General features: G+C 47.2%; 12 protein-coding genes. All 12 read left to right on the top strand.

What is annotated here, in order from left to right:
- Positions 1-77: 77 nt before the first annotated feature.
- Positions 78-1,742, top strand: coding sequence for a peptide ABC transporter substrate-binding protein (locus ABEQ74_RS21040; RefSeq protein WP_430124084.1), 1,665 nt, complete (start codon positions 78-80; stop codon positions 1,740-1,742).
- Positions 1,743-1,949: 207 nt separating this feature from the next.
- Entirely contained in the window at positions 1,950-2,882 is a 933-nt protein-coding gene (locus ABEQ74_RS21035) for an ABC transporter permease (RefSeq protein ID WP_430124083.1), read from the top strand.
- Between the two features lie 2 nt (positions 2,883-2,884).
- On the top strand, positions 2,885-3,835 hold the full coding sequence (locus ABEQ74_RS21030; RefSeq protein WP_430124081.1) for an ABC transporter permease: 951 nt from the start codon (positions 2,885-2,887) through the stop codon (positions 3,833-3,835).
- Between the two features lie 13 nt (positions 3,836-3,848).
- On the top strand, positions 3,849-4,844 hold the full coding sequence (locus tag ABEQ74_RS21025) for an ABC transporter ATP-binding protein (RefSeq protein WP_430124080.1): 996 nt from the start codon (positions 3,849-3,851) through the stop codon (positions 4,842-4,844).
- A complete protein-coding gene (locus tag ABEQ74_RS21020) occupies positions 4,841-5,779 on the top strand; it encodes an ABC transporter ATP-binding protein (RefSeq protein ID WP_430124079.1) in 939 nt (312 codons plus the stop codon). Before ABEQ74_RS21025 ends, ABEQ74_RS21020 begins: the two co-directional genes overlap by 4 nt.
- A 184-nt stretch (positions 5,780-5,963) precedes the next feature.
- On the top strand, positions 5,964-7,595 hold the full coding sequence (gene bshC / locus ABEQ74_RS21015) for a bacillithiol biosynthesis cysteine-adding enzyme BshC (RefSeq protein ID WP_430124077.1): 1,632 nt from the start codon (positions 5,964-5,966) through the stop codon (positions 7,593-7,595).
- A gap of 40 nt (positions 7,596-7,635) precedes the next feature.
- Positions 7,636-8,904 carry an adenosylhomocysteinase gene (locus ABEQ74_RS21010; protein ID WP_054401439.1) on the top strand — a complete coding sequence of 423 codons (1,269 nt, stop codon included), beginning with the start codon at positions 7,636-7,638 and terminating at the stop codon, positions 8,902-8,904.
- Positions 8,905-9,112: 208 nt separating this feature from the next.
- A complete protein-coding gene (gene mraZ, locus ABEQ74_RS21005; protein WP_053489102.1) occupies positions 9,113-9,550 on the top strand; it encodes a division/cell wall cluster transcriptional repressor MraZ in 438 nt (145 codons plus the stop codon).
- An 83-nt stretch (positions 9,551-9,633) separates the two neighbouring features.
- Positions 9,634-10,587 (top strand): 16S rRNA (cytosine(1402)-N(4))-methyltransferase RsmH, encoded by a 954-nt coding sequence (gene rsmH, locus ABEQ74_RS21000; protein ID WP_430124076.1) that lies wholly within the window; start codon positions 9,634-9,636, stop codon positions 10,585-10,587.
- 34 nt (positions 10,588-10,621) lie between these two features.
- Positions 10,622-11,035, top strand: a complete 414-nt coding sequence (locus ABEQ74_RS20995) for a cell division protein FtsL (RefSeq protein WP_430124075.1) — start codon at positions 10,622-10,624, stop codon at positions 11,033-11,035.
- A gap of 18 nt (positions 11,036-11,053) precedes the next feature.
- On the top strand, positions 11,054-13,342 hold the full coding sequence (locus ABEQ74_RS20990; protein WP_430124073.1) for a penicillin-binding transpeptidase domain-containing protein: 2,289 nt from the start codon (positions 11,054-11,056) through the stop codon (positions 13,340-13,342).
- Between the two features lie 86 nt (positions 13,343-13,428).
- A complete protein-coding gene (locus ABEQ74_RS20985; protein ID WP_430124072.1) occupies positions 13,429-15,372 on the top strand; it encodes a stage V sporulation protein D in 1,944 nt (647 codons plus the stop codon).
- Positions 15,373-15,414: the final 42 nt, after the last annotated feature.

Genomic DNA, 15,414 nt, shown 5'->3' with positions numbered 1-15,414 from the left:
GATTTCTGGATTTTTTTGACCACTGGTTGTATAATTGCTAAGCATATACCTAAAATCTATGAGGGGGATACCGCAAGATGAAGAAACAAAAGAAATTAATGCTTCTCATGACGCTGATTCTTGCCTTCAGTTCAGTGTTGGCCGCGTGCGGAGCTGACAAGAAAGATCAAAGTGCCAACAATGGGGAAGCCGGTAACAAGCCGAAAGAACAAGTCTTTCGTCTAAACCTTGCTTCCGACCCTCCAACATTGGATCCAGGATTGTCTCAGGACAATAACTCCAATACAGTCATCAATGCTGTATTTGAAGGTCTGGTTCGTAAAGGTGAAGACGGCACTGAAAAACCAGGTGTTGCCGAAAAATGGGATATTTCTGAGGATGGATTGAAATATATCTTCACGCTTCGCAAGGATGCCAAGTGGAGCAATGGCGATCCAGTAACGGCTAAAGATTTTGAATTCGCGTGGAAACGCGTACTTGATCCAAACTTCACACCAGCTTCTCCGTATACTTATCAGCTGTACTACATCAAGAATGCTGAAAAGTACAACCTTGGTGAGATCAAGGATGCTAATGAAGTGGGGATCAAAGCAACCGATGATTATACGCTGGAAGTTACACTGGAAAATCCAACACCGTACTTCCTTAGCTTGATGTCATTCCAAACCTACTATCCGGTTCATAGCTCCGTTGAAGGTAATGCTTCCTGGGCTACCAAACCAGAAACTTTGATCAGCAATGGTCCGTTCAAAGTTTCACAAATGACAAAAGGTCAAAAGATTGAGCTAGTGAAGAACGACCAGTACTGGGACAAGGACTCCATCAAACTTGAAAAAGTTCAAATGAGTATTGTAAACAGCTCTGCTACTGAGCTTTCGAGCTATCGTAATGATGAATTGGATTATGCAGGTCATCCAACAGGCAACATTCCGACAGATCAGCTGAATGCGATCAAAAAGGAACTTGGCGATGAGTTGATGATCAAAGGCATTTCATCAACTTATTTCTATATCTTTAACACAACGCAAGAACCATTTGACAATGTGAACATCCGCAAAGCGTTCGCCATGGCGATTGACCGTAAGGCCATCGTAGAGAAAATCACACAAGGCGGACAAATTCCAGCATTCGGATTTGTGCCTCCAGGTATCAAAGGTGAGTCTGATGAGTACCGTAAAGAAGTGCCAGACACTTATTTCCAAGAGAATCTTGAAGAAGCTAAGAAATTGCTCGAGCAAGGTATGAAGGAAAAAGGCTACACTACTTTGCCTGAAGTGACTTTGATCCACAACTCCGATGATAATCATAAGAAAATTGCCCTAGCAATTGCAGATATGTGGAAGAATAACCTCGGCGTTTCGGTAAAAGTTCAAAACCAAGAGTGGGGCGTGTTCCTTAAGAACCGTTCGGGTTTGAACTTCCAGATTGCACGTTCCGGTTGGGGCGCGGATTATAACGACCCGATGACTTATATTGACATGTGGACATCTAAGAGTGGAAACAACGATACCGGCTTCAAGAGCGAAGAATACGACAAACTTGTGAAAGATGCTTATGCAACTAGCGATAACGCTAAACGTATGGAGTACATGTCTCAAGCTGAGAAGATTCTCGTGGAAGACAACCAGGTTGTAATGCCGATCTATTACTACTCCAGTGTCTCCCTGGTTAAGCCATGGGTGAAGAATCTTCATCTGGATTATAAAGGTGATCTTGATTTCACACGTGCCTATATCGAGTAGTCCTTTGTACAATATTTAAAGGATTGCGTTTCGGGATATATATGTGGGGTGTTTCAACCTCATATATATCCCGATTTTTTATATGAGCGCAAGGTTTCCAAATCTTGTGTCCATTGGTGGAAGTTAAGGGATGCCAGGTTCGTCCTGAAAATAATACAATGAAATGGACGGGCTTGGCTTAGAACAACTGATCAGGAGGCTAGCGAAATGCTGAGGTATGTGGCGAATAAGTTTTTTTATATGCTTGTATCGTTGTTCATACTGATCTCAGCCACTTTTTTTCTTATGAAAGCCATACCGGGCGATCCGTTTATGGGAGAGAAAAAGCCATCGCCTGAAATTTTGGCGAGGCTGATGGAACAGTATGATTTGGATAAACCGGTGTTTCAGCAATATACGAAATACTTGGGCAATATAGTCCAGGGTGACTTTGGTTTGTCGATGAAGAAACAGGGAGAATCCGTAACTGGTATTATTGTAGACACATTTGGTCCTTCACTCCGTTTGGGGCTGATCGCGATTGTGGTATCCGTCATCGTGGGTGTGCTACTGGGGATGCTTGCAGCTTTGTATCACCGCAAGCTGATTGACAACATCGCCATGATTATCTCGGTTTTGGGTATCGCGGTACCGAGTTTTGTACTTGCGTCATTGCTGCAATATGTGTTGGCCGAAAAAGCGCATATTTTTAATGTTATGGGCTTTGAAGGTCCGCTAGATTATGTGCTGCCAGTAATGGCACTATCTGCACAACCGATTGCATTTATCGCTCGTTTAACAAGGTCCAGCATGCTGGAAGTTCTGCATGCGGATTATATCAAGACGGCTAAGGCAAAAGGTCTTAACTGGATTGCGATTATGTTCCGCCATGTTATTCGAAACGGGATTCTTCCGGTCGTCACATATGTTGGCCCAATGACAGCGAATATTATTACTGGTTCGGTCGTTATTGAGCAGATTTTCGGTATCGGCGGCATTGGTAAGCAGTTTGTTGAGAGTATTACAAATCGTGATTACACAGTAATTATGGGAATCACCATATTCTACGGAATCTTGTTGATGCTGGCTCGTTTTCTCACGGATATCGTTTATGTATTTGTGGATCCACGCATTAAATTGACCGGCGGGAAGGAGAGGTAGACATGGAGAATGAACAACGTATGCCTCATCCCGCGGCACTAAACTTGACGCCTGAAGATTTTCAGAAGATTGGTCCAGACGAGAAGCAATCTGAGGTTATACAGCGCGAAAGTTTATCCTCTTGGAGAGATTCATGGGAGAGACTGCGCAAGAACAAGCTTGCTATGACAGGCTTGATTATTATGATCCTTATTGTCATTATGGCCATCATTGGCCCGATGATCTCGAATTACGACTATGAAACGAATGATTTGATGAATACGAATATGCCGCCTTCATCAGAACATTGGTTTGGAACCGACGATCTGGGTCGCGATGTATTTGTCCGCACCTGGATGGGAGCTCGGATTTCCTTGACCGTTGGTCTCGCAGCAGCTGCGATTGACTTGATGATTGGTGTTATATATGGCGGCATCATGGGATATTTTGGTGGCCGCGTCGATGAGTTCATGAATAAGTTTGCAGAGATTTTGTACTCTATTCCTTACCTGCTTGTGACGATTCTCCTGTTGGTTGTATTCGAACCGAGCTTGGGAACCATCATACTCGCTTTAACGATCACGGGCTGGATTAACATGTCCTGGATTGTAAGGGGCGAGATTATGCAACTTAAGAACAGAGAATACGTGCTCGCATCGCGTTCGATGGGTGCAGGCACAGGGCGTCTGTTGTTCCGTCACTTAATCCCGAACGCCATGGGTCCGATTATCGTTACATTGACTCTGTCGGTACCAAGCGCGATTTTTGCCGAGGCATTCTTAAGCTTCCTTGGTCTTGGAGTTCAAGCGCCTGTCGCTTCGTGGGGTTCCATGATTAACGATGCTTTGTCCGGATGGATGTATTATCCATGGCGGATGTTATTCCCTGCTCTATTTATCAGCTTGACGATGTTGGCATTTAACATTTTCGGTGATGGACTTCGCGACGCGCTTGATCCGAAATTGAAAAAATAGGAGGTGGGAAGGTATGGAACCGATCTTGCAGGTGAAGGACCTCAACGTATCGTTTCATGTGCGCGGAGGAGAAGTGAAAGCCGTCCGCGGCATGAATTTTGAAGTCGGCAAGGGGGAGACGGTTGCCATCGTCGGTGAGTCCGGAAGCGGTAAAAGTGTTACTGCCCAGACCATTATGCGATTGATTCCGTCCCCACCCTCGGAGATAAAAAAGGGAGAAGTCATTTTTCAAGGACAGGATCTTCTCAAGAAAACGAATAAACAAATGGAAGCGATTCGGGGAAAGGACATCGGTATGATCTTCCAAGATCCGATGACTTCGCTGAATCCTACTATTAAAATAGGCAAGCAAATCACAGAGGTGCTGATTAAGCACCAAGGGATGTCATTCTCGGAAGCCAAGAAGCATGGAATCGAAATGCTGAAGCTAGTGGGCATCAAGAATGCGGAGGAACGCTTTGATCAATATCCGCATGAGTTCTCCGGTGGTATGCGTCAGCGTGCGATGATTGCCATCGCCCTTGCGTGCAAGCCGACTCTGCTGATTGCTGATGAACCAACGACTGCACTCGACGTAACGATCCAAGCACAGATTATGGACGTCATGAAGGAAATGCAAGAGCGTCTTGGCACTTCTATCATTCTGATTACGCATGACCTCGGCGTTGTTGCCGGCATGTGCGACCGTGTCATCGTCATGTATGCAGGTGAAGTCGTGGAAACGGGAACGAAGTGGGAGATTTTCAAAAATCCACAGCATCCTTACACCAAAGGTTTGCTACGTTCCATGCCGCGCCTGGATCAGAAGAAGGATGAGCCGCTGATTCCGATCGTGGGTACTCCTCCGGATCTGATTAAACCGCCTGTGGGCTGTCCCTTTGCTGCTCGCTGTGACGAGGCCATGCGAATTTGTGAACGGGTTGACCCGGGTGCAACGGAATTCAGCGACACGCATATGGCGCGCTGCTGGAATCTGCATCCGATGGCGAAGGAGGCACAGGGCTCATGAAGGATAACCACTTGATTGAGGTAAAGGGTCTCAAGAAGTATTTTAATGTCGGCAAGGGACAGATTCTTAAAGCGGTTGATGACCTGAACTTCTATATACGTGAAGGTGAAACGCTTGGTATGGTAGGAGAATCCGGCTGCGGCAAATCTACGGCTGGACGGACAATTCTACGGCTCTATGAACCTACGGCTGGCAGTGTTAATTTTAATGGCACGGACATCTACAAGCTGTCCCCCGGCAAAATGAAAGCGATGCGCCGCGATATGCAGATGATATTCCAGGACCCGTACGCTTCGTTGAACCCAAGATTCACGGTGTCGGACATTATCGGAGAAGCTTTGGACATTCACGGCATGACTAGCAGCCGCGCCGAGCGCAAGAAGCGGATAGAAGAACTGCTGGATATGGTCGGCTTGAACAGTGACCATGCGACCCGGTACCCTCATGAATTCTCGGGCGGTCAGCGCCAGCGGATCGGAATTGCCCGTGCACTTGCTGTTAATCCGAAGTTCATCATTTGTGATGAGCCGATATCGGCTCTGGATGTTTCGATACAAGCACAGGTTGTCAATCTATTGAAGGATCTGCAGGATCGCCTTGGCTTAACCTATCTGTTTATTGCACATGACCTGTCCATGGTCAAGCATATCAGTGACCGGGTAGCCGTTATGTATTTGGGCAAAATGGTAGAACTTGCAGATAGTGAAGAACTGTATGCGAATCCAATCCATCCGTACACGAAAACCTTACTATCCGCAATTCCAATTCCGGATCCGGAGATTGAAGCGAATAAAAAACGCCTTAAATTGGAAAATGATATGCAAGGACCAATTTCAGCTGCCAAAGGGGAAGATGGAACGGTTCAATTGGATGTCAAGGATTCTGAATTGGTGGAAGTGTCTAAAGGCCACTGGGTTGCCAGGGCCTACGCTTAAGATAACCCAGTTAAAATTAGCAAGCTGCTTTAAGAATAGCCGCAGGCCTTGTGCCGGCGGCTATTCTTTTCCTTTGACGGAGAATACCAACATTCGGTACAATCAAGAAAGGCAAAATGATAAGCAAAGATAGAATTTGCACACAATTTGATTTGGTTGCGACGTAGAATAGGAGGCATACCTCATGAATATCGTTCCGGAACCATTATCCCTCGCTTCGCAGCTCGCCCATGATTATATTCATCATTTTGAGCGGGTAAGCGGGTTCTACGGTGAAGATTACCGCGGTGAGCAGGGTTATGCCGAGCGGGCAAGATGGCTGGATCTTTCGGAAGACAAACGAGTTTCGCGCAAAGCGCTGACAGACTGTCTTCGAATGTACAATACTAAACACAACGATCATCCTGCTGTACATAAATCTCTCCAGCTTTTGGAGCAGCCAGGAACTTTAACTATGGTGGGCGGGCAACAAAGCGGTTTGTTCACTGGACCTCTGCTTGTGGTCTATAAAGCAATGACGGTGATTCAAGCAGCACGAGACGCAGAGGAACGTCTAAACCGCGCTGTCGTACCCGTCTTTTGGATCGCTGGGGAAGATCATGACTGGGATGAAGCGAACCATACGTACTTCCTGGGTCAGGATCAGAAGCTTTCCAAAATCAAGCTTGAAGCCAAAGATGGACTTAGGACATCGGTTAGTTATACTGACGTTGCTGAAGAAGACTGGAGCGAGATGTTGAAAGAGCTCCAGAATCAACTGGCTGATAGTGAATTCAAGGCCGACCTGCTGAAGCTTGCACGGGAAACGTTTAACGAATCGGCCAATTTAAGCGAAGCGTTCGCTAAATTCATGAGCAGGATGTTTGGTAAATATGGATTGATTCTGCTTGATTCTGCTGATCCAGCTCTTCGGGCGCTTGAAGTACCTGTCTTCAAATCACTCATCACTCGAAATGAGTCACTAGGACTTTCGTACCAGCAGGCTGCGAGGGATATTGCAGGATTAGGTTATGAAGTACAAGCTGATGTGTCCGAGAATGGGGCCAACTTGTTCTATTTGCATGAAGGCAGACGCCTGCTTCTATATCGGGAAGGCAGGATGTTCACAGACCGCAAAGGCCTTGTGTCATTAACCGACGAAGAGCTGCTTCGTGACTTAGATCAGCATCCAGAACGGTTCAGCAACAATGTGCTGACACGCCCGATCATGCAGGACTCATTGCTCCCCGTGCTTGGAACGATCCTTGGGCCTGGCGAGATTTCCTATTGGGCGATTACGCGTTACGCCTTTACGGATCTGGGTTTACAGATGCCGCTGATCATTCCGAGGATGTCATTCACCATGGTCGACGACACCATTCATAAGCTAATGGAGAGATATGGATTATCCTTCAACGATGTTCAGTATCGCTTATCGGAGAAACGGGAGGCTTGGCTTGCCAGTAAGGATGAGTTGAATTTAGAGGCGAGATTCGACGAGACGCGAAAGCAGTTTGAAGAATTATATCAGCCTTTAATAGAAGATCTTGGCAGAATGCAGTCGGGGCTGTTAAAATTAGGCCAGACCAATAAAGATAAAATATTGGGACAAATGGATTATTTATTAACAAAATCCCGTAATGCTTTAGAACTACAACATGAAGCTGCCTTGGCACAGTGGAACCGGATTGAACAGACATTGCTGCCAGAAGGTAAACATCAGGAGAGGGTATACAACATTCTGGAATACATGAATCATTACGGAATGAATCTGGTAGACCGACTGATGGAGATCCCTTATGAAGCTTCGGGCATTCACAGAGTCGTTTACGTATAATGATCAGGAAGACAATCATCAGATCATAGGAGGCTGTAAAATGAGCTCATCTTCAATCCAAACCAGCAGTATTACCGATTTGAAACTGGCACCAGAAGGTCATTTAAAAATTGATTGGGTGCAGGCGCATATGCCGGTGTTGAACCGGGTTCGTGAGCAATTCGAGAAAGAACAGCCGTTTAAAGGCTTGAAGGTAGCCATTTCATTGCATTTGGAAGCCAAGACAGCTTATCTGGCTAAGGTCATCCAAGCAGGCGGAGCTGAAGTAACTATTACTGGAAGCAATCCGCTGTCTACTCAAGATGATGTGTGTGCGGCTTTGGTAGAAGACGGAATCACCGTGTTTGCGAAATATAATCCGGAACCGGAGGAATACAAGCAGCACCTCATTTCAACGCTTGAAACTCGGCCGGATCTGATCATCGACGATGGCGGCGATCTAGTAACGATTCTGCATTCCGAGCGGACAGATCTCCTTGAAGGAGTTCGCGGCGGTGCCGAAGAAACGACGACAGGTATTCTGCGGCTGAAGGCTTTGGAAAAAGAAGGGGCCTTGAAATTTCCGATGGTTGCTGTGAATGATGCGTATTGTAAATACTTATTTGATAATCGATATGGTACAGGACAGTCGGTATGGGACGGCATTAATCGGACGACGAACCTGGTGGTTGCAGGCAAAACCGTTGTTGTTGTGGGATATGGCTGGTGCGGCAAGGGCGTGGCCATGCGTGCCAAGGGTCTCGGCGCCAACGTCATTGTGACCGAGATCGATGCTATTAAGGCGGTTGAGGCTTATATGGACGGCTTCCACGTCATGCCGATGCGTGAAGCGGCTAAACTGGGAGACTTCTTCGTAACCGTCACAGGCAACCGCGATGTTATTAGCGGCGAAGACTTTGATGTCATGAAGGATGGCGCTATTCTGTCCAATGCCGGACATTTTGACGTTGAAGTCAACAAGCCGGATCTGACAGAACGTTCCCAGTCAATCCGAACGGTTCGCCGTAATATTGAAGAATATCATATGAAGGATGGCCGTAAGATCTATCTGCTGGCAGAAGGCCGATTAGTAAATCTCGCCGCAGGAGACGGGCATCCGGCTGAAATTATGGATATGACATTTGCGCTTCAGGCTTTGTCGCTCAAATATGTGAATGACCAGTATCAGTCCATCGGTAACCGTGTATTGAACGTTCCATACGATTTAGACCAACAGGTGGCTTTATACAAACTGGAAAGTCTAGGTATCGCCATTGACAGTCTGAGTGACGAGCAGAAATCGTACTTGGACAGCTGGGCTCAACACTAAACCCGCAGCAGCTTTAGACCATATTCAGACCTCCTTTCCATCCCCTTGCGGGAGGAAAGGAGGTTTTTTGTGCCGTCATTCTGAGAGAAAGTTCCAAAAAAACAAATGCTGCCTAGAAGGAATTTGATTCTTCACGCCGAATCTATTATCCTAAAGTGGTGGAAAGTGGTGCAAAGTGGGGAATCGGGGTTAAGGGGTGGAGTGCCTGATGTTTATGGGGGAGTTTCAGCATAGCATCGACGATAAGGGGAGAATCATCATCCCTGCTAAATTTCGTGATCTCCTGGGCACCTCATTTGTTGTAACCCGTGGTTTGGACAATTGCCTCTTTGTATACCCCAAAGATGAATGGGCCATCATGGAGCAGAAGCTCAAATCCCTATCCCTCATGAAGTCGGATGCGCGTGCATTCACCCGGTTTTTTTTCTCCGGTGCGACGGAATGTGAATGGGATAAACAGGGAAGGGTAAATTTGCCGGGCAATTTGCGCGAGTTCGCCAAGCTCGAGAAGGAATGCGTCGTGATCGGCGTATCGAGCCGTGTGGAGATCTGGAGCAAGGAGCAATGGCAGAATTACTATCAGCAATCAGAAGAAGCGTTTAATGACATTGCTGAGAAACTGGTAGACTTTGATTTTGATTTGTAATACAAATCATGATCAACATCATCGCAAATGAACAAGCAACTTAAAACAAAAATTTGAATCAGACACAATGGAGGGCTGCAGCTTTGTTTCATCACATCACAGTGCTTAAGCAAGAGGCGACAGAAGGGCTGCGCATCAAACCAGACGGTATATATGTTGACTGTACGCTCGGGGGAGCGGGCCACAGTTCGCTTATAGCTTCCCAACTAAGTTCGAATGGCCGGTTAATCGCACTGGATCAGGACGACTGGGCTTTGAATAATGCCCGGGAAGTGATGAAGCCTTACGCAGACCGGATAACTCTTGTCAAAACCAATTTTCGTGATTTGGAGGATGTGCTCCGTAGCGAAGTCGGCGTTGACGATAACGGGCAGCCACAGGTTGACGGTATACTGTTCGATTTGGGCGTATCTTCTCCGCAATTTGATGAGGGAGAGAGAGGTTTTAGCTACAATCATGATGCGCCGCTGGATATGCGGATGGATCAGTCTGCCGAGCTGACCGCAGCGAAGATTGTAAATGAATGGCCGGAGCAGGAAATTGCTAGGATATTGTACCAATACGGCGAAGAGAAGTTTTCAAGACGAATTGCCAAAGTCATTGTTGAAAAAAGGGAACAGAGTCCTATTCAGACAACTGGAGAGCTTGTCGAAATGATTAAGGAAGGGATACCGGCCGCAGCTCGGAGAACGGGCGGCCACCCAGCAAAGCGAAGTTTTCAAGCATTTCGGATTGCAGTTAATGATGAGCTTGGCGCATTTGAAGACGCGCTTCACCAAGCGGTGAGATGTCTGGCGCCAGGGGGCAGAGTTTCGGTGATTACCTTTCACTCGTTGGAAGATCGAATATGTAAGCAGATTTTTAACAGTTATATTCCTAAGTGCACTTGTCCTCCTGATTTTCCAATGTGTGTATGTGGAGGCGGCCAAGGTGATCTGAAGCTGGTAAACCGTAAACCGCTTATTCCCTCAACAGAGGAAATTGAGAGTAATCCTAGGGCACGATCGGCGAAGTTGCGGATCGCGGAAAAATTGTAGCAACGTATAAATCCCTGAAGAAGGAGAATCAGCCATGGCTTACACGCGCGGCAATCTAGCCGTACAGGAGAGACAGAAGGAAACGCAGCAGTCCGCCTATCTCGAGAAGACGAAGGTCATTAAACGTCGTTCCCAGCTTCCGCAAAAAGAAAAGCTGCTGTATTTGTTGTCCGTGGTGTTTGTGGTAGCCGTCATGGGCGTAATCGGCATGAGCCATGTTCATTCTTATGACTTGAACCGGCAAATCCATGATACGGACAATAGGATACTCCAAGCTAAACGAAGTATTGATCAGCTTCAGGTTGAGAAGCAAACGTTAGAGATGCAGGTGCTGGAGAAGGCGAAACAGTTGGGATATGTGCCTATCGAGGACAACAATATGATCCATCTATCACCCGTCTCGGGGGCATCCGGGACACAGAATTCGGACTCGGGACAAAATGATTGAAGTGCGAGGTTTTGACCGATGGTTAAAAAAATCAAACTGCGTACCGTGCTAATAGGGGGATGTATAACCCTCTTTTTTGCTTTATTGGTTGGTCGGGTATTTTATCTGCAGGTAATCGATAACGACTTTTGGCAGGAAGAAGCCTTGAAGAGGTGGTCACGGTCCCAAACTCTGCCTTCTTCTCGAGGTACGATTATGGACCGGGATGGTGATATCCTGGCGATGGACGCTCCTGCCTTTACGGTCATTCTGAATCCAGCCGTCATTCAGGCTAACGGCTTGGGAGATGAGATCGTGAAAGGATTGCACGAGATTCTCGGCAAGGCTGAGAGCGAGCTACGGGAGATGGTTGAAGCTAAAGATAGCAAGGGGGAATACCGCAAAGGCGTCGAGGTCCGTTATGAAGGCTGGAAGATTGACCAGGAGAAGAAGGAAGAGGTCGAGAAATTCAGTGAGAGCCTGAATCAAAAATTGAGGGACGCCCGCAAGGTGCCCGATTCGGGCATTGGCTTTCAGCGAGAGCAAAAACGCTTCTACCCCCAAGGGACATTAGCTGCGCACATACTGGGCTACACCGACAGACAGGGCATTGGAATTGGAGGCATTGAGCAAAGGTACGATGAAGAACTGAAGGGTACAGATGGATTTGCTTCTTACAAGAGTGATAAGAAGGGAGTCAAGCTGCCCAGCAAAGATGATTTGTACCAGCCTGCAATAAATGGGAAAAATTTAGTGCTGACGACCGACGATACAATCCAGTATTATATCGAGGAAGCGATGCGGGATACGTATAACAAATATAAACCAGTCAGTATGACCGTGATCGCAGCCGATCCGAATACGATGGAAATACTGGGGATGGCCAATATGCCGACTTTTGATCCCAATACATATGGGAAATGGAAGCCGAAGAATTTTACCAATCATGCCGTAAGTTCAATCTATGAGCCGGGGTCTACCTTTAAAATTGTAACGCTTGCCAGCGCGGTGCAGGAAAAGCTGTTTAAACCGGGGGATGCTTACCAATCCGGTTCCATCCGTGCAGGCGGAAGAACCCACCGAGATATTAATAGTGTAGGGTGGGGCCCTATTACTTACTTGGAAGGTGTCAAAAAGTCCAGTAACGTTGCATTTGTAAAATTGGGGTATGAAATGCTGGGCAAGGAAAGGTTTACCAATTATATCCGTGAGTTTGGATTTACAGAAAAAACAAATATTGATCTTCCGGGCGAAACCCTCGGTGTATTAAATATGACGAATGACTCCGATATTTCAACAATGACCTATGGTTATGCCGTTTCGGTAACTCCAATCCAGCAGCTGGCCGCTATCTCAGCAGTGGCCAACGGTGGTAAGTTGATGAAACCGCATATGGTGAAGGAAATCGTGGATCCGAACACAGGTAAGTCCGAGAAGATCGAGCCCGAAGTTATTCGGCAGATCATATCACCCGAAGCTGCAAAAGAGACCGGATTATATCTCGAACAAGTCGTAGCTGACCAAGTAGAAGGTACAGGGAGATACGCATATATTGATGGCTACAGAGTTGCAGGGAAAACGGGAACAGCTATTAAATTTACTGGCGGTTATTCGGATCGTTCCAAACAATTGGCTTCATTTATCGGTTATGCTCCAGTAAATGATCCGAAAATTGCCGTATTGGTCATCATTGATGAGCCGAATGAGGAAATCGGTGGCGGTAAGTTGGCAGCGCCAATATTTAAAGAGATTGTCTCCAAGACGCTGAATTATTGGGGCGTCCCAAAAGCGAATGCGACACAGCAGTCAGACAAGTCCTCCAAAAAAACTGCTGCAAATTCGGAGAATGCCCGCATCTCTCCTGACTTGAAAGGCATGAAAGTCAGCGAAGTGAAAACCAAACTGCTTAACGAGGGAATGACCTTTGAAACGCTGGGCAGCGGCAGTACGGTTAAGCAGCAGTATCCTCCAGCTGGAGTGGCTATGAGTGCCGGTCAGAACATCTATCTGCTTACCGAGGATAATGCGTCGATGGGAATACCACATTTGCAGGGCGAATCCCTTAGGGATGCCATGGAAGTACTTACCTTAATGAAGGTGAAAGTGACTGTGCAAGGCGAAGGCTATGTTACCGAGCAATTGGAAACCAGCAAGAATGGCCAGCGAACCGTGCACTTAACATTGAAATCAGCGGAGGAGTTGGTCACTGGTAGAAGTACCGATGATGGCGCTGCTTCAGAAGACGATGATAAAGGCGCTTCTGCTGACGATTCATCCTCTGAAGAAGGCATAGACGCTGAGCCAGAAGGCAAGGCCGAAGGAGAATAGCTTGTTCTAACCCACGTTTGTCCCGAATACTCATGTGAAGAACGCATTTCATGAGCTTACGGGTTCAAACAGGGAGGGACGCTGAGGTGAAAGTATCCAAGGTATCGCAGCGGAGAAGATTGCTCTGGAGCCTGCTGCTGCTGCTCTTGCTATTCTCCGCATTGATCATCAGGCTGGGTTATGTACAGATCGGGAAAGGCGCGGAGTTATCCGCGAAAGCGGAGGATTTATGGCGGCGCGATATTCCTTTTGCCGCACAGCGCGGTGAAATATTAGACCGTAATGGAACCGCTCTGGTTACGAATATAACAACACCAACCATTTGGGCGATTCCTGTACAGATTAAAGATCCGGATCATACTGCCGAGACATTGGCAGGATTTATCGGCATGGATAAAGCCGATATCCAAAAGATCATTACGAAACGTTCAAGGTTGGAGCGGATAAATCCCGGTGGACGAAAAATTACGATGGAGCTGGCTCAGAAAATTCGTGATTTGAAGCTGCCGGGTATCGTTGTTGCTGAGGATAACAAGCGTTATTATCCTTATGGGGAACTGGCTGCCCATATCTTCGGTTTCACGGGAGCATATAGTCAGGGACTGACCGGACTAGAAGCGATGCACGACGATAAGCTGAAAGGCTTCGAAGGCGGGGTGTCTTACCTGTCTGATGCAGGCGGAAGAATTATGCCAGGCTCTTCGGAGAAATATGTGGAGCCCCGGGATGGTCTGAACCTGGAATTAACGATTGATAAGTCCATCCAGTCCATTATGGAAAGAGAGCTTGATCAGGCTATGGTGAAGTATCAGGCGAATGGGGCCTGGTCGATCGCCATGGATCCCAAGACTGGCGAGATTTTGGCGATGGCCAGCCGGCCTACATACTCACCGGCACGTTATCAGGAATATTCGGCGGAAACATACAATCGCAACCTGCCGATCTGGATGACCTATGAACCGGGCTCGACATTCAAGATCATTACACTTGCTGCCGCACTCGAAGAGGACAAGGTGGATTTGAAGAACGACCATTTCTTTGATGGTGGAGCGGTAGAGGTCGGTGGAGCGAGATTACGCTGCTGGAAAAGAGGCGGCCATGGCAGCCAAACTTTCATGGAGGTTGTACAGAACTCCTGCAACCCGGGTTTTGTGGCACTAGGACAGAAATTGGGTAAAGAAAGTCTGTTTCAGTATATTCGTGATTTTGGCTTCGGGACGAAGACAGGCATCGATTTGAATGGGGAAGCGACCGGAATTCTGTTTAAGCTTGATAAAGTCGGTCCTGTTGAACTGGCCACGACAGCATTTGGACAAGGGGTATCGGTCACGCCGATCCAGCAGGTGGCCGCAGTCTCGGCAGCAATCAATGGTGGTAAATTGTTCAAGCCGCATGTGGCCAAGGCATGGATCAACCCCGAAACAGGTGAGAAAGTCGAGGAAATCAAGCCTGAACTTATAAGACAAGTAATCTCAGAAGAGACATCCAAGCAAGTCCGTGAGGCGCTGGAAAGTGTTGTAGCTAAGGGTACGGGACGTCCGGCTTTTATCGATGGTTATCGGGTTGGCGGGAAGACGGGAACTGCCCAAAAGGTTATTAATGGCAGATACTCCTCAACCGAGCATATTGTATCCTTCATTGGATTCGCGCCTGCAGATGATCCACAGATTGTAGTTTACACGGCTGTAGATAATCCCAAGGGCATCCAGTTCGGCGGAGTCGTAGCAGCACCGATCGTTCAAAACATCCTGGAGGATGCGCTGCATTATATGAATGTTCCTCCTCGTAAGGATCAGCTCGCCCGCGAGTATAAATATGGCGAGACACCGACCGTGACCGTACCTGATCTGGTCGGAGCAACCGTACAAGATTTATATGAGGATCTTAATATGAATTTTATGCTGGCCAAGTCCGGAACCGGGAATACGGTGGTTTCTCAAGCACCTAAGCCGGGAAGCCGGGTGGAGCGTGGTTCAACCATTCGAATTTATATGGGGCAAGATCCGGAGGAATCCAAACATGAACATTAAGGGCATCGTCCGAGCTATGAAGATGATGCTGATATATAGAGA

Source organism: Paenibacillus solani, from assembly GCF_050475945.1.
GTDB lineage: Bacteria > Bacillota > Bacilli > Paenibacillales > Paenibacillaceae > Paenibacillus_AQ > Paenibacillus_AQ solani_A.
Note: the sequence above shows the minus strand (reverse complement) of the source record. Positions and strands in the feature narration are given on the sequence as shown.